The sequence below is a fragment of the Bacillus sp. z26 genome (genome assembly GCF_058313635.1).
The window spans coordinates 824,813-846,485 of the sequence record NZ_JBZFQM010000001.1; the positions used below are offsets into that span (position 1 = coordinate 824,813).

A 21,673-nucleotide genomic window follows, 5' to 3' on the forward strand; every position below is an offset into this window, starting at 1 on the left:
GGGGCCTTGAATTAAGGAACGAAGACTAAATTCGCCACGTCCTGTGGCAACGTCTTCATGACCTACATCGTGTAGGCCCGTGAGGAGCATAAGACAGGGGATCGGAAGGAGGTGTTCTCCCCTCCTGCAGAGGCCATGCTTATGTCCCGAACTCCTAGGCCCTGAAGCCGGATTATACAAAGTGCTGAAGGGACTGTTCAGCTCCGACAAGCATAAGGAGAGGCGCGTAGGGAGGTGTCTTTTCCTCCCGTAGTGGCTATCCTTATGACCTCGAGGAGCTAGGAGCTGAAGCCGGATTATACGAAAAGCTGAAGGGCCTCGCTTAGCCGCGACAAGCATAAGAGGAGGTGCGCAGGGAGAGCGCCTTTTCTCTCCCGTAGCAGCTACACTTATGTCTCGAGCGGTTAGGCCCTGAAGCTGGATCTACGAAAAGCTGAGGTGTTCAGGTCCGACAAGCATAAGACAGAGGCACGTAGGGGACGTTCCTCCCCCGCAGTGTCTATACTTATGTCCTGAGCTTCTAGCCACTGAAGCTGGATCATAGAAAGTGCTGAAGGGCCTTGAATTAAGGAACGAAGACTAAATTCGCCACGTCCTGCAGGCCTTATTAGTTTCCCAAGTTGACTACAAATAAGATGAACATCGACGATGACCATCTTTTACAATTCTTTTTTTGGTCATTTCAATATTCCTTTCATGCTTTTATACAATTAATTATTATAAATACTTAACTTAGACTTCAATTCTTTAAAAAAAACGATTCTCTTAGGTAAATCTGCCACTGTAATATTCCAAAGGGAGCCAAGGCGATGACTCGAACCCCATAATTGCTCACGACAGATGCGATTCCATTCCCTGTATATATCAGTTGGAAAACAAAGCCCTATTAAAAAGAATGGATTTTCTCGATATTTTTTAAACTGAGGAAAAGAAAGAATCTCTTTCAATGAGCAATTATTATATATTAGTAACCTGTTGGCATACTGTAAATAGTCAATCAGAGGCGGAGCTTTTGCCATTAAATCAAAATCGATAAGGAGTAGCTTTCCATCATCTTTTCTAAAAAAATTATGATACGCTAGGTCTCCATGAATAATAACTGGTTCTTCATCCACATCCTCAATTTCGTATGGGTCCAACTCATTTAAAACCCATTCTCCCATTCTTAAATATTCTGTCAGCACAGGCTCGGGAATAATCCTCTTCAGAATTTTAATATTGGATGAAAACTCTTCTAGTCTCTCTCTCCACTTAGAAACTTGCGAAAATGTATACTTTTTCATCGTTAAATCTTGGATCACCATAGCGGATGCTTCATGCATCTTATTTAATAATGCCAAACCCTCTAAACGTTCCGAATAGCTTTCATACGTAAAGACTCTTGGATGCTTTGTTAAGTACTCCAAAAAACCAATCGATATCCCTTTACATTCAAATGGCTTAATTTTATCGGAAAACGTATAAGCTCCTTTAAACCCGGTTTTTTGTATCTTCTGCAAAAATTCGAACTGCATGAGCAATCTTGTTTGATTCACAAATTGTTTGGCAATAAATATTCCCTTATTCGTGCTAACCTTGATGAGCCTTGGCTTTATAGCCTTCATCTCATAGATCTCAATTTTTTGCTGATTCAAATAAGTAAGGAGGCAGCCTTTGAGACTGCCCCCTTCCTGATTTCCCTTCATGATTGACCTTCTTGCTCACTACTTTCTTCTTGTGTCCTTGGCATATCAAATGTTGCTGGTTCGATATGCGGTATCACATACTGAGCATCGGGATTATAGGAAGGAGATGCCGATTCAAACTCCTGACCCCCATATCTTTGATGAAACTGAGGATCTTGATAATACGGTTGTTGAATAGCCTGTTGATACATAGGCTGATTCATACCTTGTTGTGTGAAGTCGTTCATCGAATGACCCATATCCGACCCTTGCTGATGATATTGGTTCATTGAATGACCCATATCTGACCCTTGCTGATGATATTGGTTCATTGAATGACCCATATCTGACCCTTGCTGATGATATTGGTTCATTGAATGACCCATATCTGACCCTTGCTGATGATATTGGTTCATTGAATGACCCATACCTGACCCTTGCTGATGGTATTGGTTCATCGGCTGATAAAAGGCACCATGTGCTCCTGACTCAGGACAGCCGCAACCCTGTGGTATATAGCCATCAAATGGAACATATTGCTGTTGTTGCTGGTAAGAATGCTCCATCATATGACTAGGGGATTCCATACCATAGTTTGCAGATTCATATCCATAATGACCATATCCCGGGTGTTGGTAGTATCCTTGCATTCCTTGTACAGGATATTGACCCTGAGGGGACATGGTTCCAATTGGATTATAACCTTGCTGTTGTGGATGATAATCACCTTGCATTCCCATCATCTGGCCTGATTCGTGTTGCTCAGTGTGGAAGATGGTGCTGTCTTCCATATCATTCCCATGCCCCCAGTTAGACTGATGATAATATGGGTGATATGGTTGATGATAAGCAGGTGCAGTCATATATGGTTGATTATAGTATGATGGTGGGTAGGGCATGCTTGGATACATCATAACCGGCGCACAACAAGGATCATAGTACGGAATCATTGGCGGACAATATTCCGGTATATACTGCGGCATTGGCTTCGGCATCGGCTTTGGCATTGGCTTTGGTTTTTCCATCTTTTTCGGTTTTTCTTTTATAATTGGCTTCTCTTTGACTTTGGGTTGTTCTTTAACCTTTGGTTTTTCTTTGACTTTTGGTTGTTCCTTAAGGTTCGGCATAGGAGGAGGTGTTTGCATTTCCATTTTAGGCATGTTCATTAAATAATAGTTATTTATATCAATTTCAGGTATAACAGGCTTTACGATAGCCTGTGGAGCAACGTATGGCATTTTTGGCTTTTCTTTGATAGGCTTCTCTTTTTTATTATCCATCTGTTGATTTGGCATCTCCTTCACTGCTTGTGGTGTCTTAATCGGCATTTCTTTTGGCTTACTTGGAGCCGGTTTCGTTTCAGGCTTTATACTTTCCTTCATATATGCATTCCCGCTTGAAATCGGAGCCTCTTTAACTGTTCCAAAATTCACTTTTGTATCGCTCCACTTTTTTGCTGGTGCAGATGCATTTTCAGGTATCTTAATTTTCATGCCGGGCATTAGCATTTCCGGATTGCTAAGCTGTGAATTCATTTTCTTTAACATTTCATAACTCACTCCATATTTCTTTGCAATCTTCCATAATGTGTCGCCTTTTTGGACGATGTGTATCTTCACGCATAATCCCTCCTTACGCATATGTCCATATATACTATGATTGATTGGGCAGATTGCTATTGATTCATGAAAATTTATGCTGATTTGTTTCTATTTATGAAGGAAATTCCCTATGGTACAATGAAGATAAGCATATCTCAGAAAATCAAGGAGATAAGGGAGGGCAAAAGAAGATGCAGAAAAAACACACGACAGAAGACCGACGCCAAGCCATCCTAACCATTTTAAAAGAACGTCGTGAACCCATTACAGGCAGTGAGCTTTCAGCTATTTGTTCAGTCAGCCGCCAAATAATAGTTGGGGATATTACCGTGTTAAAAGCACGGAACGAACCCATTATTGCCACACCGAACGGCTATATTTATATAAACCAAATCAATCCAAGTACGGAACGGAAAACAACGGTTATAGCAAGTTTACATACTGCCGAACAAGCGGAAGAGGAATTATTGCTTTTAGTGGATTGCGGTGTTACCGTGAAAGATGTAAAAGTAGAGCATCCCCTGTACGGAGACCTGACCGCTTCCATTATGATCAGCAATAGAGACGATGTCCGGCAGTTTATCTCCAAGCTAAAAAATACTAAAGCCTCTCTCTTGTCCCAGCTAACAGATGGTATCCATCTCCATACAATCGAGGCAGCAAGTGAAGAAAATCTTCAGCAAGCTGTACGGGCATTAAAGGACGCAGGATTTTTGAAAGAATAAACCCAGAACTTTAAGCTCACGAACTTAAGCACTGGCAAACTCAAGAAAACGCCTATACAAAAGGACCCCTGCTACATTCAGCAAGGGTCCTAATTTCATATAAACAGACTCAACAATAACTATAATAACTGCCCATAACTGTAACCGTGCAGCCTAGGGCTTCCATTTCAGCAATGGCACCCGGCAGCAGGATATCATCCAGCTTCTGATCTACATCAATAATAAAGAAATAGTTACCAAGACCGGTCTTTAATGGTCTCGACTCAATTTTGGAAAGGTTCAGCTTCCTCCAGGAAAACGCCGATAACACTTGGTGCAAAGCGCCGGCATGGTCAGCTGGCAGCATAACCATAATCGTTGTTTTTTCTCCTTTTTGCTGGACAGTAATCATGTTATCCGATAAAGGCTTGTGTCCAAGAATGACAAACCGTGTACGATTATGAGAATAGTCATGAATATCCGACTTAACAATCGATAGACCATATTCTTCAGCTGCCATTTCATTTGCAATAGCAGCAGTCCGTTCCTCCGGATGCTCTTGTATATAGTGTGCAGCCGCAGCAGTGGAGGTTACATTTTCACAGCGTACGCCTTTCATCTCTCCATGGAGAAATTTGTGGCATTGAGCTATCGCGTGACTATGCGAAATAATTCGATCAATCCTATTTAATTTATTGACATGACTGGGGTGGACCATTAAATGTTGGCGAATCGGAGCTGAAAACTCCGCCACGATGGGAATGCGTACCTCATGGATCAAATAATCCAGCGTAATATTAACTGATCCCTCCAGCGCATTCTCCAACGGTACAACAGCATAATCAACGAACTCGTTTTCCACTGCATCCATGCATTCAGGTATTGTCATAAAAGCCTGTCTTTGACCATCGGGAAATAGTTTTGATGCAGCCAAATCACAGAATGTTGCTTTTGGTCCAAGATATGCAATGCGTACGTTCACAACCTTCTCCCCCTGCTTTAAGCCTCTCTGTCTATCTGTCTATGTATTTTACATTGTTAAATCTATTCAGGCTCCAGAGCCTAAAATTTCAACCTTATCAACGAAATCCAGTCTTTTTAAACGGTTAATGAATTCATTCATTTCCATATGCATATCACCTGTATTTAACGACAGGGTTACATTTGCACGTCCCTGGATTGGGATCGTCTGATGGATGGTCAGCACGTTGCACCCTGAGGATGCAACGATACCGAGTAATTCAGAAAGCGTGCCTGATTGGTCTTCCAAATGGAAAAATAGCGTAATAATTTTTTCTTTTACAACAGAATGAAAGGGGAAAACCGTATCTCTGTATTTATAAAATGCACTTCGGCTCAAATCTACGCTTTTAACAGCATCCCATACAGAAACGGCTCTTCCTCTTTCTATCATCTCTTTAGCCTGCAAGGTTTTCTGCATCGCTTCTGGCAATACATCTTCCCGGACTAAAAAAAATTTCTTATCAGCTTTATTTTGCAAACGAGTTCACCCTCTTTGAAACCATCCTAAGCTTTATCTTTAATCAACAAATTCAAATTCATATTCCATTAAACGAACAATATCTCCATCTTCTGCACCGCGTTTTCTAAGGGCTTCATCCACACCCATTGCTCTAAGCTGGCGGGCAAAACGGTTAACGGATTCATCACGGCTGAAGTCTGTCATCTTGAACAGTTTTTCCAGCTTATCACCAGTTACCTCAAATGTGCCATCCGAATCTCTAGTAATAAAGAATTCTTCTTTTTCAACTTCGTGTTTATAAAGGACACGATGGACACCAGTTGTTTCTTCTTCATGCTCAAGCGGGAATTCAGGAGTCTCTTCAATCTTATCTGCAACTGCAAATAATAATTCACGCAAGCCTTCGTGAGTAACGGAAGAAATCGGGAAAACTGGAACATCGTCTCCCAGGCGCTCCTTGAAAGCTTTCAGATTCTCTTCAGAATCAGGCATGTCCATTTTGCTTGCTGCGATAATTTGCGGCCTTTCCGTTAAGCGCAGATTATACTCTTCAAGTTCTTTGTTAATCGTCACATAATCTTCATAAGGATCGCGGCCTTCCTGACCGGACATATCAATAACATGGACGATTACGCGTGTCCGCTCGATATGACGCAGAAATTGATGCCCAAGTCCAACCCCAGCATGTGCTCCTTCAATGAGTCCAGGTAAATCTGCCATAACAAAGCTACGTCCATCACCGGTTTCGACCACACCTAGGTTAGGAACAATTGTGGTGAAATGGTACTCGGCAATCTTCGGCTTTGCAGCTGACACAGAAGATAGCAACGTTGATTTTCCAACACTTGGGAAACCAACCAAACCTACATCTGCCAATAATTTCAGTTCCATGATGATATCACGTTCAATGCCAGGTTCGCCCTTCTCGGATAATTCAGGAGCCGGGTTAGCCGGTGTAGCAAAACGAGTATTTCCACGTCCGCCACGTCCGCCTTTTGCTATAATGGCACGCTGGCCGTGTTCGGTTAAATCAGCAATGATTTCTCCTGTATTAGCGTCTGATACCACTGTACCCGGGGGAACTTTTACAATCATGTCAGATGAGTTCTTACCATGCTGATTTTTTGACATTCCATGTTCCCCTCGCGGAGCTTTAAAATGTCTTTTATATCGAAAATCCATTAATGTACGAAGTCCTTCTTCCACTTCAAAAACAACATTTGCGCCATGGCCGCCGTCTCCACCGGCTGGGCCGCCTTTAGGTACATACTTTTCTCTACGGAAAGCGACCATTCCATTGCCGCCATCTCCACCTTTTACGTATATCTTGACCTGATCCACAAACATGGGTGGGTCACCTACTTTCTGCTTTTACAACTCTTTGATTGTTATCTTACCGTTATTTCAAAATAAAAAGAATTAATATCCTCTGTAATTCCCGAAATTTTTAGAGGTTCTTTTATCTGTAGAATATTTATCAGTTCTTCTTTATTATTTACCTGTCCCTGAAAATCAAAACCAATCTTTAATGGAGCCTCGTCCGTTTTGCTGATCAGTATCGTTAAATGAAGAATATCAAATGTATCCATTCGCTGATTCACTTCATTGAAAAGGGTCTTCATCCAATTAGTTATCAATTCATCGTATTCCGGATAACCTTTTAGATCATCCATCATTTCATATGTAATATCAAACGAGTAATGAAGCCAATTACCTGTCAATAAAAGTTCAGCCAGCAATGGCATTTTCATGTTTGAAATTTTCGCTTCCTGCTGTGCTTCTACAACGATTTCATCCATAAGATTCGAAACTCTATCCATTTTACCTAATGCCATATTTCCTTTAATCAGCTGTATTTTATTTAACCAATCATGACGTACATGCCTCAGTAATTCTACAGTCGTCCATTTTGTTTCCATCTTCATACATTCTCCTGTCGGATTGGAATAATGAGGTCCTGAATGAATTCGCAAATCATCTTTTACAGTATAACAAATTTAACGGAATTTCAGGAGAGGAATATATTCGCGCCAGCAGTAAATAACTTTGGGGTAAATACGGAAGTATAATGGCATTAACCATAAAACTCATATCTAAAAAAGAAAACTCCAACCACCAAGGTTAGAGCTTCTTTTGACTGTTACTTATTAAGCTTCTTGTGCTACTGGGTATACGCTGACTTGTTTCTTGTCACGACCCAAACGCTCAAATTTAACAACTCCATCAATTTTAGCGAAAAGAGTGTCATCTCCGCCACGGCCAACATTCAAACCTGGATAGATTTTAGTACCACGTTGACGGTAAAGGATAGAACCACCACTTACGAATTGTCCATCAGCACGTTTAGCGCCAAGACGTTTAGAAATGGAGTCACGACCGTTCTTTGTGGAACCTACTCCCTTTTTGGAAGCGAAGAACTGAAGATCCAATCTTAACATGTATTCCACCTCCTGTTAGCTAATAATAATTTTCATGTATTTACCATAGTCACGTTCAATCGTTTGTAAGGAAACAAGCATGCCTTCAAGCAATAATTGGACCTTGTCATCGCTCTCCGTTTCCGGAAAATGGACTTCAAGGAAACCGCCATCTTTACCTGCCTGTTTAATGTTGGGCTTAACAGTAGTTAAACTCATCACGGCATTCACAGAACCAAAGGCTACTGCAGATACCCCCGCACAAACGATATCCTGACCTTTTTGTGCAAAATCGGCGTGTCCTGATATACTGAACGAAGATATTCGTTCACCAGTTCGCACTACCTTCACTTTAATCATACGCGTCGCCTTAGAAGCTAATCTTTTCGATTGTTACTTTTGTATAAGGCTGACGGTGACCTTGTTTTTTACGGTTGTTCTTTTTCGCTTTGTATTTGAAAACGATGATTTTCTTTTGTTTGCCGTGTTTTTCAACTTTACCTGTTACAGTAGCGCCTTCAACAACAGGGCTTCCAACTTTCACATCTTCTCCACCTACAAAAAGAACTTTATCGAAAGTAACGATGCCACCTTCTTCAACGTTCACTTTCTCAACGTAGATTGTTTGACCTTCTTCTACTTTCACTTGCTTTCCACCAGTTTCAATAATTGCGTACATACCTGCACCTCCTTAATTGTCTAAGACTCGCCAACGACAGGCGCCTTAAATGGACTTACTACCTGACATGAGCGGTTGTAGCATGCGGTGCTACAAACATAACATAAGAATATTATCATACTCAGACAAACATTGTCAATCTAGATTTGATAATAGACGGATGATGGGCTTGGGTTTATTATTTTCCTCTGTTCGTTTAATGCGATTTTCGAGATCTTCCTGATTTCCCAAGGCTCGAATTTCAAATAGATTGGTCCCAGTCACATCGCCTGCTGTCACCAAGATATTTTTGCTGTATGGCATGATATGCGCCTTCAGTTCATGGATATGCATAGACAGATAATCATAAAAAGAGGAAGCAGCTACAATCCACACAGAATGATCCATACTGTATTTTAATGTCTCCAACTGCCGTTCCAATTCATATATGGATCCCAGGCGGTTTTGTATTAACCCGGTTCCTCTGCACTCCAAACAGTCTTCCAGCAAGATTTCATATAAGTCCGGTCCTTCTTTTTTACGTGTGATTTGCATAAGCCCTAGCTCTGTAAATCCAACCACTACAGAACGTAACGGGTCATTCTTCAAGGCATCCTCCATTGCGGCCTGCACTTGATTCCGGGCAGCAGTAGATTTCATATTAATAAAATCAATCACGATAATTCCGGATAAATTGCGCAGAATGATTTGTCTTCCAAGCTCTGTAGCAGCGAGTAGATTCGTATCGAGAATGGTTTTATTCAAATCATGCTTCCCAATGAACTTACCGGTATTCACATCGATTACATGCATAGCTTCTGTCTTTTCAAAGAGTAGATAGGAGCCATTCGAAAGCCAAATCACTTTCTTAACTGCCTTTTCTATTTCTCCCTCAATTCCAAGTGAATCGAAAAGATTCATCTTATCTTTTTGAAAATGCAGTCGCCAGTTTTCAGGTAAAACAGAGCGAACCAACTGCACACCTTCAATGGAGTTGGTCCATAATTCACCACTTGAATCATTTGACCAACTTTCCACTAAACTTAGGATACGATTTTGATCACTTATCAGCACCGGCGCTTTGCTTTTAGATGCTTTTTTCTGCAAGTTTTCATATCGTTCACGCAACTCAACGAGTTTGGCAATAAACTCTTCTTCACCCACATCAAGAAATTTGGTACGCACAATAACCCCTTCATCTTTCTGCAAATGCTTGGCCGTTATACGTTTCCACTTTTGAACAGTCTTCTTATCGGCCTTTTTAGATGTACGCACAAAATGTTCTCCCTTTATGTAAACCATTTCCGCGGACGAAATTTCAATTAAAGCACTAATTTTAGCTCCTTTTGCCCCTTCTGAGTCTCGAAGGATGCGTACAAGCAGTTTTTCTCCCTGCTTTACAAACACTTTTGCCTGGGGATCTAAATGATATTGCGGAGTCTCTTCAAATGGTAAATAGGCATTTTTATCAAACCCTATATCCACAAAAGCTGCATTCATACCCGGTACAATTTCACGAACAATTCCGTTGTAAACATTACCAGCAAAAGGACCCTGTCCTTCTCTTTCGATATGAATCCTCATCAGCTTATCATTTTGGAATAAACCGAGACGTCGCTCCATCCCTTTATAATCAAGTACTATTTTATCCATAAGAAAAATCCTCTCGTTTGCTCATTAATCTTACTTTAACGAGTCAGGAGAGGAGCGTCAATAATGATACAAAAGTTCTCCAATCGGCCGATGAGCTAGTTTTGTTGTAAAACAAGCATGCAATAATTCAGATTCATCGAGTTTCCCTACTTCTTCATTCTTGTGTTTTACGATAATAATATGCTTATTGTCCCTGCGAAAATCTTCCATTATTTTGTAAATCTTCATATCTTTTTCCGCTTCAAGGCGTGATATCTCACGTATATCCAAATTATTCCCATAGTGCCTTTCCATTAAAAAGCGCATAAATACAAATTGACGATGTTTCCATTCCTTCCAAAGTGAAAAGATAAGGAAACCAAATACCATCCACCAATTCAGGTTAAGCGGATTAACAATAACCAATCCAATCAAAGCAATGATAAGACTGATCCCAGATATTATGATAATCAGGCGGTGTGCATGCAGAAAGGGCAGTCGCTTACTTAATAAAACAAACAATGCTTTTCCTCCATCAAGAGGCCAAATAGGGGCTAAATTGATAAAGAGTACAATAAAATTGTACAAAATTAAACTGGTATAAATATACTCAGAAATAAGGCCATTCGCATAGAAAAAATAGGTCAATCCCAGAATCCAGACATGCTGCAGCGGACCAGAAGCCAGGACAATCAGTTCCTCCCGCCACGGACGGTTTCCATGCTCATCCGTCTCCAACTCTCCGCCAAAAGGCAAAAGGGTTACGGATTTTATTCTCCAGCCGAATAGCTGCGCGGCAAATGCATGACCCAGCTCATGACATAACACGATTAAAAACATTAAAAGCAATTCGGTAAACCTAGCTGTTAGCACACCTAAAGCAAGCAAAGCCCATGTTAAAGAATGTACACGTATTTTCATGAGCACAGGCCATATGTTATTCAAATGAAATCACCTCATTAGGGTCAATAAACTTTCCATTAGCTTTTAATGCAAAGTAAAATTCCCCCTTATCAGGCTCAGCCGACGGCGAAACTCTCCCAACTTTTGTTCCCTTCTTTATCTCCTCATAAAGACTCACATTTATTTCCTGAAGGCGAGCATACCAAGATTCACTTTTATCTGGATGCTGGACAATAACTGTTTTTCCGTGAGTCTCCTTTTCCCCTGCATAGATGACAACACCCTCTTTAATCGTATCGACCGAGGTACTGTTAGATGTCTTAATTAAGACCCCCTGTCCATCCTTGACAAAGCTTTGCATGATTGTGCCTGTGGCCGGTGTTGCAAACTGATCATCAGTAGGTTGATTATTGGCTCCCTTATGTGAATCTTCAGGTAAAAAAGCAAATGGTTTACCAATTGTATCCTCAAACCAGTTAGATACTGTAGCAAATTGAAATTCCTGTTGATAGACATTTTCCAGGGTGGTTCTCGCCTTATCAGTCCACGGAGCGGATGTCCGATAGATAATGGCCATGCATAAAACCAGACAGACGGATGCGAGTATGCGGAATAAGATCCAATCTTTGTTTATAAAAGGCGGCCTTGTATGCTGATCGATTCCCTCTTCGTATACGAAGACATTTTCAGCTCCCCATTCTTTCTCATCTTCCACTACCGGCCAGGATGATCTTTCATTCTCCTTGTGAACCTTACTCACTCTTACCCGGTTTTTCCTTCTCTCGGCAATGCGTTTTCGGACTTCTGAGCTATTTCGGCTGCCCATGTTTTCACCTCTCCATACAGCACTTTTCTAAAAGATATGTATGACTGGACCAAGCTATGCCATGAAAACACGGAAAAAGGACCTCTAAACTAAAGTAAGATTAGAGGTCCTTCCAGATTTACTTAACGCCAAATAATTTTTTAATTCGCGTGAACATTCCAGTTTTTTCATCTTCAAGCGGTTTAAGTGGTATAGATTCACCCAAAATACGACGGGCAATGTCTCGGTAGGCAATAGATGCTCTGTTATTTGGATCAAAAACAATCGGCTCTCCCTGGTTCGATCCTTTTATCACATCATCATCATCTACTACAATTCCAATTAAATCGATGGAAAGATGAGTCGTTATTTCATCAATATCAAGCATATCGCCCATTTTTAGCATATGGTTACGAATACGATTTATAACTAACTTTGGAGGTTCAACATTAGGTTCTTTCTCCAACAAGCCAATAATCCGATCCGCATCTCTGACAGCTGATGTTTCCGGTGTCGTTACAACAATCGCCTTATCAGCGCCGGCCACGGCATTTTGATAACCCTGTTCGATACCAGCCGGACAATCAATGATAATATAATCGAAATCCTGTTTCAAAGTATCAATTAGCTGTTTAACCTGCTTTGGATTAACAGATGTTTTATCCGCTGTCTGTGCTGCAGGCATTAAATATAAACGATCATCAAAACGTTTATCTTTCACAAGAGCCTGATGGATTTTACATCTGCCATCAATCACATCTACCAAATCGTAAATAATACGATTTTCAAGACCCATTACCACATCCAGATTTCTCAACCCAATATCTGTATCAACCAGACAGACTCTTTTCCCCAATAACGCTAAGGCAGTTCCGACATTGGCAGTAGTTGTCGTTTTCCCTACCCCACCTTTACCGGATGTTATTACTATGGCCTCTCCCATGGCTATACGCCCTCCTCAAATAAGGATAAATTAGGTCTCACTTTACATAAAACTTGTAATCTATCAAAAATCATCTCACCAGATTGATTTAAATAAGCACATTCCATTTGGTGGTCATCATGCTCATTATAATCAAAAGAGTTATATAAAACATCGCCTATAACGATTTGGGAAGGCTTAAATACAGATGCAGATACAACGCATTCCTTATTGCCATATATACCTGCCTGAGCCTTCCCCCGCAACGTTCCCATAATAAAAATATTACCGCCGGCTCTTACGGTAGCACCAGGATTTACGTCTCCTATTAAAAGCAAGTCACCCTTCACTTCCATAATTTGACCAGAACGGACAACCCTAACTATTTTCGTCACAGCGACTTCTTCAGCCAACCTTTTAGATTCTTCAAGTAAAATAACATTGGATTCAACATTTTTTACACTCATATATCCCTTTTTTTCTACTAAATCTACAAGCGTCTGCGCCTGTTCATCCGTCAAATATCGATTACCGGTATGTATTGTAACATGAATACTCGATGTTGACTCAATAGTTGAATTATGAATTGATAATTTTTCATCCAAATCCTTCATTGCATCAGATATGGATGAATGGTCATCAATAACAATCGTTAAACCTTGTTTACTTCCTTTGATCATAACATGCTGAACATTTTTCTTTCCCATGACGTCGTGCTCACCTCAATGCAATTTAATTCGACACGAGCGCTGACAATTCCTTTTTTAAATAATCAAATACGGTTTAATTATCTTCTTCAATAGTCCATCTCTTGATCCATTTAGATAATACAAAAGCGAATAGGATCAGAAATATCAGATTCAAAATTAAGGTAGGCAGCAATCTCATATGTGCAAATTCTATAAACGTCAATGAAGTATAGCCAATTAAAGTATTCACCTCATAGACGATAATTTCTAAAACAGATATAGCAAGCAAACATACAGTTGAAACAATTCCCAGATTATGTTGCAGTACTTTCATTAATTGACTTGATAAGTACACCACTAAAGGCAAAGTGAACAAATATACGCCCAGTACTTCTGTATATACGACATCATAGAAGATTCCCATAAAAAAAGCATATAGGATTCCCAGATCTCTCTTTCCATAGACGCCTAAAAACACCAAAAAGATAATAATAAACCTTGGCACCAATATGTAAGGCATTGTATATAATTTAGCCGAAAAGATTTCAACAAAGATTCCCTCGGATATAAAAACAAGGATAGCTAAAAGGAAGATTTTAACCCTTATCACAGGTCATCCCCCTCATTGCTATCAGTATCTACAGTAGTCATGGTGCGTTTTACAATCATTACATTATTTAGATCATAGAAATTCGCTGCTGGTTTAATCAAGGCAGTTTGTGTCAATCCGTATTGATCAATGATGACTTCCTCTACTTTACCGATGACTAACCCTTCTGGAAAGACACCGCCAAGCCCGGATGTTGTCACATTTTCACCTTTTTTAATTTTAGCATCATAATGGAGACCTGTTAATAATAAGGCTTGCTTATCTTCATCATATCCCTGAATAAAGCCATATGATGGCTTTTTACCTTGTACTTTTGCAGAAATACGATTTTGCGGATCAAGAGCAGTCATCAATTGCACGGTAGATGTAAATTGAGAAACGCTTTTAACCTTTCCAATCAATCCTTCTGCTGTGATAACAGCCATATTTTTTTCAATTCCATTTACACTGCCTTTACTGACAGTTAATGTTTCATGCCATCTTTCCGGACCTCTGCCAATGACAGTAGAGTGAGCAACTGTATGATCACTTAAATCTTCTTTTTTCTTCAGTATATTACTCAATTCTTCATTTTCTTTTTTCAAATCATATATTTCTGTTTCCAGCTTCACATATTCTTCCAGGCGTGATTTAAGGTTCTTATTTTCTTCATATGTATTCCTTAAATCTGAAAGATTCTCAAAAAAGCCCGCTACAGCAGAAGCGGGCTTATGGAAAATAGTTTGAACCAAGCCGGCAGAGTCCTTCATAAACTGCTCAGGCCAGCTCAATTCATCCCTTTCCCGAAGTGAGAACCCAATCAAAGCCACCAGAAAGATGATGCTAATCAGCAAGATAATCAATTTTTTGTTTAAGAAAAATTGTGGCATTTCCTTGCTCCTCTGTCATTATTATCCTCTTTCAGGATTTGTGCGTTCTATTTTTATCTTGAATCTTTAACTTTTGACTTGAACAGATGGATATGATCAAGAGCCTTACCAGTACCAATCGCTACACAATCCAATGGATTTTCAGCAATAAGAACAGGCATTTTAGTCTCTTCACTGATTACTTTATCCAGGTTACGCAATAATGCGCCACCGCCTGTTAATACGATACCGCGATCCATGATATCAGCAGCAAGTTCCGGCGGAGTCTTTTCAAGTGTATTTTTAACCGCATCTACAATCGCATAAACTGTATCATGCAAAGCCTTCGCAATTTCCCCTGGCGTGATTTCAATCGTTTTCGGAAGACCTGTTAATAAGTCACGACCGCGAATCTCCATGTTTTCAATATCTTCAGGATCTCCAGCAGAACCAATTTCAAGCTTAATAGCTTCAGATGTTCTGTCTCCAATCATCAGATTGTAGTTCTTGCGGATAAAGTTAATGATTGCTTCATCCATTTCGTCCCCTGCGATGCGAATAGACTGGCTTGTCACGATTCCGCCAAGTGAGATAATTGCCACTTCTGTTGTACCGCCACCGATATCAACAACCATGCTGCCTGTAGGTTCCCAAACAGGTAAGTTTGCCCCGATTGCCGCTGCAAACGGTTCTTCTATCGTATAAGCGTCACGTGCACCAGCTTGTCTTGTTGCATCAACTACAGCTCTCTCTTCAACAGCTGTTATTCCGGATGGAACACATACCATTACATATGGTTTACGAGCAAACCAACCTTGATTCTTCAACGCTTGTTTCATATAATACTTCATCATTGTTGCAGTCGTATCATAATCAGCAATTACGCCGTCTTTCATAGGGCGAAGTGCCACTACGTTACCAGGTGTACGACCGATCATGTTTTTCGCATCATTTCCTACAGCAACAATTGATTTTGTATCAGTTTGAAATGCAACAACGGAAGGCTCACGTAAAACAATGCCTTTCCCTTTTACATAAACTAGTGTATTGGCAGTTCCTAAATCAATTCCTAAATCTCTATTTCCCAGCATCTTTTAATATCTCCCTTTCTGAAACATATTCCATATTAGGTACGAGTTTTTTATTTTTATTTTTCATGTCAAATAGTTAAATTTCTTCGGCAATGTGATGAAAAACAATACTATAAAAAGCATACGTAATATTATAGCTTATCCTCAAATGAATTCATAGTATTATAAATATCCTTTTTCTTTAAGACTGACATATTTTTTCTCTCCGATAACCAAATGATCCAAAAGTTCTATTCCCATAATTTTTCCACATTCAGCCAAACGTTTTGTTACTTCAATATCTTCTCGACTTGGAGTGGGGTCTCCTGAAGGATGGTTATGCAGACATATGATAGATGCTGCAGATCTGCGGAGAGCTTCTTTGAAGACTTCACGAGGATGGACGATAGAGGCGTTTAAACTGCCGATAAAGACGGTTTGTTTATGGAGTATTTGGTTTTTCGTATTCAAATAAATACAAACAAAATGTTCCTGCGATAAGAAACGCATATCATTCATACAATAATTAGCACAGTCCTCCGGCGAACGTATCACATACCGTTCTTCATTCGTCAAATTACTGATTCTTCTGCCTAACTCCATTGCTGCAGCAAGCTGCACAGCTTTTGCTTCCCCAATACCTTTAATGCTGGTCATTTCTTCAATACTTGACTCTTTTAAAAGCCTTAAACCGCCAAACTTAGCCAAAAGTTGATTGGCAAGGTTCATTACTGAATCTTCTTTTGTTCCAGTTCTTAAAAGCAGTGCCAGTAACTCTTGGTTTGACAAACTTTCCGGTCCAAATTGGATAAATCGCTCTCTTGGGCGGTCATCCTTTGGATAGTCTCTTATCATGATTTGCGTTGTATCCATCCATATCCTCCATTCCACTGACGGAGCGAGGTTGTTCTTAAGGATGTAATAATTTTTCAAGTTCCCTCTTAAGTCTGGAAACCGGGAGCCCTACAACTGAGAAGTAATCACCTTCTATTCGCTTCACCAGCAAGGAACCAAATCCCTGTATTCCGTAGGATCCCGCTTTGTCAAACGGTTCTCCGGTCAATACATATTGTTCAATTTCTTCTTTTTTTAACGGCCAGAATTCAACATCTGTTTTCTCATAAAACAAGATAGAATCTTGCCCTCTTAAAATGGCGACTCCTGTATAAACATGATGAACACGACCAGATAAACGAGTCAGCATGGAAATTGCTTCGTCTTTATCTTTCGGTTTACCCAGAATATCACCATTCATTACTACGATCGTATCTGCACCTATCACAACGGAATCACGGTTAGTTTCAGCGACAACAGTTGATTTTATGCGTGCTAATTCCATCACTATTTCATGGGGTTCCATTCCATCCTGATAGGTTTCATCTGCGTTACTTACTTTCACCTGAAAAGGTATATTCAGCATTGCAAGCAATTCTTTTCTTCTTGGGGAAGAAGAAGCCAAGATTAAATCCATTTCGCCACCTGCCATAAGAATTATATATAGATAGGGAGATACATATTCATCCTAACAGAATACGACACCATTCTCAATTCCGGATTACTTTAAAAGCAAATAAAAAAGAGCACCTCTATTTTCAGGCACTCTGCAGAACACAAATTGTATTAATTATTTCCCGGAAAATACATTATAATTTATACCATTCATTAAGAAATTGAAGTATACACTTTTGAAGCTGCATTAAAACTGATTCTTCCGGTTTAGATTGATAGACTGACCATGTTTTATTCATACTTTCACTTAAATTATGCAAATTTTGTAATTCTTTCGGTATAGTCTCCATTTTAATAGATTTAATATCTAGCTTTCCACTTGTTTCACTATGTAATAGCGACTCTGATACAAATTTAGTATATAGACCCATATTATCAATCATATTTTGGATTATTTTTGTTTCTTTGCCAGAATAAGCTTTTTTCGTTTCCCCCTGAAAACGTATTTCTTTCCAATACGTTTCGATGCCTTCGTCTTTATATAGAAGAGCCAATTTTTTAGTCTCTTCAAGAGTAGTTGCTGTCCCTATATAAATGAAGTATTTATCTTCCTGTTCAAATATAATCGTTGGTATCCCATCGTCTTCAATAAGAGTAACACGTTGTTCAGCTGCCTGTTTACTTGAATATACTCCTCCTTGTACGACGAAAGCATTCAACTCTTTATCAATCTTTTTTTTCCCCTCAGGCACTGTTTCAGAACCAACCACTGGAGTAGAATCCTGTACTTTTACGACCTCCTCTGTTCCCCCAACTAGAACGATTTTTAAAATGACGACTCCAAATATCGTCCCTATGACAAGGGCAACAAGGATTGGAATTCCTGTTGCAAGTATACGTAATTTATTCAGTTGAGCATATTTAATAGAAGCCATTATTTTCGAAGGTGGCTTTTCCTTTGGCTCTTTTTTTTCTACCGATTTATCATCGGGTATTATCCAAAGGGGAGGCTGCTGCTCCTCTTCAATCGTACTGGCGATTTCTTGAATGGTATCCAGTGTGTCAGGATCTTCACTTGGAATCCATTTGTATTGTTTTTTTTCGCCATTAATATTTACAATGATCGTTCGTTCCCGGGTTGGCTTATCCATTCCGTTGCCTCCGCGTTTTTGTTCATCTTATCATTCTGCAAAAAAAAAAGAACAAGACTCTTGTCGTCTTGTCCAAAAAGGTTTCGCCAAATTTCTAGTAATCCCTATCCTCTACATATTCTTCTTGAATTTGACTTAAAGGTAAAGGCATATATCCATCATTTTGCTTTTTGCCGCACAATTTCCGTTCAATTCCAATTAAACAAATAGATACGGCTTTTCCATCTTTGAAGGCTACATAGGAATCAGAACCTTCCAACTCCCATTTATCACCTGTGTCCGGATCAATGATTACATCTAAAAAACCAGAGACAACGAGTTCCTTATACGTTACTATGTCGCTAACCGGTTCCTTATTGAACTCTTTATTTTTGTAATAGACCGTACCTGCATTGCGCATGATGTAAGCATTAGAAACGAATGCCTGTGTTCTTGCCTTTTGTATGACATCTCCAATCACCAGGACAGCAACCGCTGCTATAATACCCAGAATCACGACAACAGCCAGGACCTCGATTAAAGTAACCCCATCCTCGTTTGTTTGCCCTTTTCCGTTCGTTTTATTTATCATCTGCGTCACGACCTGAATGTTTCTAGTAAACTACTCATTGTCTTTTTTTGTATCTTCATATACATCTGGAGCAATACTTAATGGATTATCTTTGTCTGCGGGTAGCGGTGTCTCTATGTCCGGCAGATGTTTTTGCAAATCTGCCAAATCTGGAGAATAGAAAGCAGAAATTCCTAATGTATAAACAAGAGGCTCCGCGTTCTGTTCGACGGATGTGACTTCTTCTGTTCCTGCAAAATCTATACTGTCTACTTTTATTATTCTTTTGGAGGCTTCCATCGTCTCAATAAATGATTCAATTTCGGTATACGTATCTGCCTCGACCGTCACCTTAATCGCTAATTTTTTTACACCTTGCGGCAATGGCAATGGGGCTTCCGCCTTTTCTTCTTCTGAACTGGGCTCCGATTCAGCATCAGTACCTTCTTCGGAATTAGGCAAGTCAGCCGTATCCGTTTCATCAGTGGTATCAGCTATTTGAGTAGAATCTGTCCCCTCTTCTTGACCCAGCTCTTCCTCTTTTATTTCCATCTTTAAAATCAAACTATTAGAAATAACCTCTGCTTTTTCGAAATCAAGTATTAATTGATCTCCCAGCGGTTTAACCGGAAGTTTTTTTTGCAATTCCATCGTTGATTGATAGGTCGTTCCAATTGAATGATCGAGCTTAGCAGATAGAGAATCCAATACCGTTTGCTGCATCTCCAATTCTGTTTTCTTTGTTTCAATTGTTGATTTCATGGGAGCAATCTGCAAATAATACAAACCTGCAAATAATAAAAGAATGACCGTACATACTCCGACCAATAGAAGCACTTGTATTTTACTTAATCGCCAACTCATTCGGATTTCACCTCTTCTTCAGAGGGCATGTTACCGTCAGCCTTCAATTTTTTTACTTCCAGCAAATTGAGGGTGAGCTCAAATGTCCCTATATATCGAGGATCATATTGCAGATGATTTGTGTTACCAACTTCACTTTCGTCTGACTCTTTTTCCTCCGGCGCTGCTTCAAGTGAAGTAACCATCGCATTATTAATGACGTTCGTTAAAGATAGTTCCTTCAGATAATAAGCAGCTTCTTCTGCCTTATCAAACCTTACTTCAATTTTAATTGCACCATCCTCTGCATATGAAAAAGATTCGATAAATCCGCGTTCCGGTAAAAATCCAATTAAATGCCTTAAGAGCGGTACAGTTTTGATGGGGTATTGGTTTGCCCATTTAACCTTTTCAGTTAATAGAGTAACAGAATTGCTGTTTTCCTGAGATACTACCTTCTCCTGGTCCATTTCAATGGTTTGGGCAATCATTTCATATTCTTGATCCAAGGCATACATTTGGCTTTGATTGTTTTGATATTGCCAAAAATAAAGAATTCCGCAGAGAATTCCAAGAAAAATTGCAGTCAGAATAATTAGGAGTACCCCCCGGCTTTTACGCTCTTTTTTGGGTAGCAAGTTAATTTCTACAAGCATCATCTCACTCCTTTAAGAGCCAATCCCCCGGCTAAGTAAAAGGGTTCCGGCAATTCAGATTCCTTGTTGGATTGTATATATCCCTTTGGAATGGTCATCACAGTTTGTTCATATCTCTTGTTTATATCAGAAGTTACTTCATCCAGAAAGGGGTGATCGCCTGTTACGACTATTTTAGTGACTTGATGCTGCTCATGGCTTAATGTATATTGATAAAAGCTTAAAACACGATCAATCTCTGTATAGGTATCCTCCAACAACTGCATATAATCTTCAGTATCCCCCGTGAATACCATGATTTCTTTATCTACGTCTATCCGTGAGGCTTCCCATTCACCACTAGTCCCTGTAATGGGAATATTTTTCATAAAAATCGGTTTATCATCTACAAAAATACTTGTATTAACCGTTTGGAGATTAAATTCGATTAGTAAGAGGTGGTCATCCAAGCCACTTTTTTCCGCATGGTAAAACAGCCTATACAACGACAAGGGTGATATATCTGCTTCTATAGGGTAAAGCTGAGATTTTTCAAGCAAAGCGGCATACTCAGATACAACCTCTTCTTGCGCTGCAAATAGCAGGATTTCCTTTTTTTCCTCTGTTTCATCCAATAGAACGATATCAAAGACAGGCTCTTCAAATGGGAGATGTATGCTTGTACCCATTTCCAAATACAGATACCCTCTTATTTCATCCTCTTTTATATCCTTAGGAATGGGAACCTTACGAATAACCAAGCGGGAGTCCGGTACTAAAAATCGTACCTGACGCTTATGTATTTTCCATTTGGTAACACAATCACTCAAAATATCCTTGAGAAGGTCAAAATCAGTAATAATGCCATCCTTTATAACACCGGCAGGTAAAAAATGCTCACCGCATTTTTGAACAATTGGCGGGTCTAGCTGTTTAAGTTCAACATATCGAATAACATGGTCTTTTAACACCAGGTTCACAACCCGATTGCTGCCTGAAAATAAAGTTAAAGCCATCATAACTTCTCCCTTCTAACAAA

General features: G+C 39.7%; 25 protein-coding genes and 1 other annotated feature. Of the genes, 1 reads left to right on the plus strand and 24 read right to left on the minus strand.

Translation table 11 applies throughout. The annotated features are described in order from the left end of the window. Positions 1 to 710: 710 nt before the first annotated feature. Entirely contained in the window at positions 711 to 1,685 is a 975-nt protein-coding gene (locus AC4G3K_RS03910) for a phosphotransferase (RefSeq protein ID WP_491132523.1), read from the minus strand. Next, the gene (gene safA / locus AC4G3K_RS03915) at positions 1,682 to 3,283 is read right to left on the minus strand and encodes a SafA/ExsA family spore coat assembly protein (RefSeq protein ID WP_491132524.1); all 1,602 of its coding nucleotides are present in this window, start codon (positions 3,281 to 3,283) and stop codon (positions 1,682 to 1,684) included. The genes AC4G3K_RS03910 and safA overlap by 4 nt, the downstream gene beginning before the upstream one ends. 173 nt (positions 3,284 to 3,456) lie before the next feature. Here safA and AC4G3K_RS03920 point away from each other — a divergent pair, with 173 nt between their 5' ends. Continuing rightward, positions 3,457 to 3,990: a transcription repressor NadR gene (locus tag AC4G3K_RS03920; protein WP_491132525.1), complete on the plus strand. Its 534-nt coding sequence runs from the start codon at positions 3,457 to 3,459 to the stop codon at positions 3,988 to 3,990. A 109-nt stretch (positions 3,991 to 4,099) separates the two neighbouring features. Here AC4G3K_RS03920 and pheA read toward each other — a convergent pair whose 3' ends face one another. The 22 genes from pheA to pilM form a co-directional block, all read right to left on the minus strand. Beyond that, positions 4,100 to 4,951: a prephenate dehydratase gene (gene pheA / locus AC4G3K_RS03925; RefSeq protein ID WP_491075979.1), complete on the minus strand. Its 852-nt coding sequence runs from the start codon at positions 4,949 to 4,951 to the stop codon at positions 4,100 to 4,102. A 66-nt stretch (positions 4,952 to 5,017) separates the two neighbouring features. Then, the gene (locus tag AC4G3K_RS03930) at positions 5,018 to 5,470 is read right to left on the minus strand and encodes an ACT domain-containing protein (RefSeq protein ID WP_491075980.1); all 453 of its coding nucleotides are present in this window, start codon (positions 5,468 to 5,470) and stop codon (positions 5,018 to 5,020) included. A 39-nt stretch (positions 5,471 to 5,509) separates the two neighbouring features. Further along, a complete protein-coding gene (gene obgE / locus AC4G3K_RS03935; protein WP_491075981.1) occupies positions 5,510 to 6,799 on the minus strand; it encodes a GTPase ObgE in 1,290 nt (429 codons plus the stop codon). A gap of 41 nt (positions 6,800 to 6,840) precedes the next feature. After that, entirely contained in the window at positions 6,841 to 7,371 is a 531-nt protein-coding gene (locus AC4G3K_RS03940; protein ID WP_491075982.1) for a Spo0B C-terminal domain-containing protein, read from the minus strand. A gap of 228 nt (positions 7,372 to 7,599) precedes the next feature. Continuing rightward, positions 7,600 to 7,890 carry a 50S ribosomal protein L27 gene (gene rpmA / locus AC4G3K_RS03945; RefSeq protein WP_066105513.1) on the minus strand — a complete coding sequence of 97 codons (291 nt, stop codon included), beginning with the start codon at positions 7,888 to 7,890 and terminating at the stop codon, positions 7,600 to 7,602. A 15-nt stretch (positions 7,891 to 7,905) separates the two neighbouring features. Continuing rightward, the gene (locus AC4G3K_RS03950; RefSeq protein ID WP_491132526.1) at positions 7,906 to 8,229 is read right to left on the minus strand and encodes a ribosomal-processing cysteine protease Prp; all 324 of its coding nucleotides are present in this window, start codon (positions 8,227 to 8,229) and stop codon (positions 7,906 to 7,908) included. Positions 8,230 to 8,239: 10 nt separating this feature from the next. Beyond that, positions 8,240 to 8,548: a 50S ribosomal protein L21 gene (rplU, locus tag AC4G3K_RS03955; protein WP_491075984.1), complete on the minus strand. Its 309-nt coding sequence runs from the start codon at positions 8,546 to 8,548 to the stop codon at positions 8,240 to 8,242. Positions 8,549 to 8,561: 13 nt separating this feature from the next. After that, positions 8,562 to 8,635, minus strand: a sequence feature (ribosomal protein L21 leader region). A 48-nt stretch (positions 8,636 to 8,683) separates the two neighbouring features. Continuing rightward, entirely contained in the window at positions 8,684 to 10,180 is a 1,497-nt protein-coding gene (locus AC4G3K_RS03960; protein WP_491132527.1) for a ribonuclease E/G, read from the minus strand. 57 nt (positions 10,181 to 10,237) lie between these two features. Further along, positions 10,238 to 11,104, minus strand: coding sequence for a M50 family metallopeptidase (locus AC4G3K_RS03965; RefSeq protein WP_491132528.1), 867 nt, complete (start codon positions 11,102 to 11,104; stop codon positions 10,238 to 10,240). Continuing rightward, on the minus strand, positions 11,097 to 11,888 hold the full coding sequence (locus AC4G3K_RS03970; protein ID WP_491132529.1) for a peptidoglycan DD-metalloendopeptidase family protein: 792 nt from the start codon (positions 11,886 to 11,888) through the stop codon (positions 11,097 to 11,099). The genes AC4G3K_RS03965 and AC4G3K_RS03970 overlap by 8 nt, the downstream gene beginning before the upstream one ends. Positions 11,889 to 12,006: 118 nt before the next feature. Then, complete coding sequence (gene minD / locus AC4G3K_RS03975) at positions 12,007 to 12,810, minus strand: septum site-determining protein MinD (RefSeq protein ID WP_491075988.1); 804 nt, start codon at positions 12,808 to 12,810, stop codon at positions 12,007 to 12,009. A gap of 2 nt (positions 12,811 to 12,812) precedes the next feature. Next, positions 12,813 to 13,496: a septum site-determining protein MinC gene (gene minC / locus AC4G3K_RS03980; protein ID WP_491075989.1), complete on the minus strand. Its 684-nt coding sequence runs from the start codon at positions 13,494 to 13,496 to the stop codon at positions 12,813 to 12,815. 76 nt (positions 13,497 to 13,572) lie between these two features. Beyond that, the gene (gene mreD / locus AC4G3K_RS03985; protein WP_491075990.1) at positions 13,573 to 14,088 is read right to left on the minus strand and encodes a rod shape-determining protein MreD; all 516 of its coding nucleotides are present in this window, start codon (positions 14,086 to 14,088) and stop codon (positions 13,573 to 13,575) included. Then, positions 14,085 to 14,957 carry a rod shape-determining protein MreC gene (gene mreC, locus AC4G3K_RS03990; protein WP_491075991.1) on the minus strand — a complete coding sequence of 291 codons (873 nt, stop codon included), beginning with the start codon at positions 14,955 to 14,957 and terminating at the stop codon, positions 14,085 to 14,087. The genes mreD and mreC overlap by 4 nt, the downstream gene beginning before the upstream one ends. Before the next feature lie 53 nt (positions 14,958 to 15,010). Next, positions 15,011 to 16,027 carry a rod shape-determining protein gene (locus AC4G3K_RS03995; RefSeq protein ID WP_491075992.1) on the minus strand — a complete coding sequence of 339 codons (1,017 nt, stop codon included), beginning with the start codon at positions 16,025 to 16,027 and terminating at the stop codon, positions 15,011 to 15,013. 162 nt (positions 16,028 to 16,189) lie between these two features. Continuing rightward, on the minus strand, positions 16,190 to 16,879 hold the full coding sequence (gene radC, locus AC4G3K_RS04000; protein ID WP_491075993.1) for a RadC family protein: 690 nt from the start codon (positions 16,877 to 16,879) through the stop codon (positions 16,190 to 16,192). A gap of 37 nt (positions 16,880 to 16,916) precedes the next feature. Beyond that, complete coding sequence (locus tag AC4G3K_RS04005; RefSeq protein ID WP_491075994.1) at positions 16,917 to 17,477, minus strand: Maf family protein; 561 nt, start codon at positions 17,475 to 17,477, stop codon at positions 16,917 to 16,919. A 172-nt stretch (positions 17,478 to 17,649) separates the two neighbouring features. Further along, positions 17,650 to 18,606, minus strand: coding sequence for a hypothetical protein (locus AC4G3K_RS04010; RefSeq protein WP_491132530.1), 957 nt, complete (start codon positions 18,604 to 18,606; stop codon positions 17,650 to 17,652). Between the two features lie 94 nt (positions 18,607 to 18,700). Then, positions 18,701 to 19,177 (minus strand): type II secretion system protein, encoded by a 477-nt coding sequence (locus tag AC4G3K_RS04015; protein WP_491132531.1) that lies wholly within the window; start codon positions 19,175 to 19,177, stop codon positions 18,701 to 18,703. A gap of 30 nt (positions 19,178 to 19,207) precedes the next feature. Then, positions 19,208 to 20,020 (minus strand): hypothetical protein, encoded by an 813-nt coding sequence (locus tag AC4G3K_RS04020; RefSeq protein ID WP_491132532.1) that lies wholly within the window; start codon positions 20,018 to 20,020, stop codon positions 19,208 to 19,210. Continuing rightward, complete coding sequence (locus tag AC4G3K_RS04025) at positions 20,017 to 20,655, minus strand: hypothetical protein (RefSeq protein ID WP_491132533.1); 639 nt, start codon at positions 20,653 to 20,655, stop codon at positions 20,017 to 20,019. Before AC4G3K_RS04025 ends, AC4G3K_RS04020 begins: the two co-directional genes overlap by 4 nt. Further along, a complete protein-coding gene (gene pilM / locus AC4G3K_RS04030) occupies positions 20,655 to 21,650 on the minus strand; it encodes a type IV pilus biogenesis protein PilM (RefSeq protein ID WP_491132534.1) in 996 nt (331 codons plus the stop codon). Before pilM ends, AC4G3K_RS04025 begins: the two co-directional genes overlap by 1 nt. Between the last annotated feature and the right edge of the window lie 23 nt (positions 21,651 to 21,673).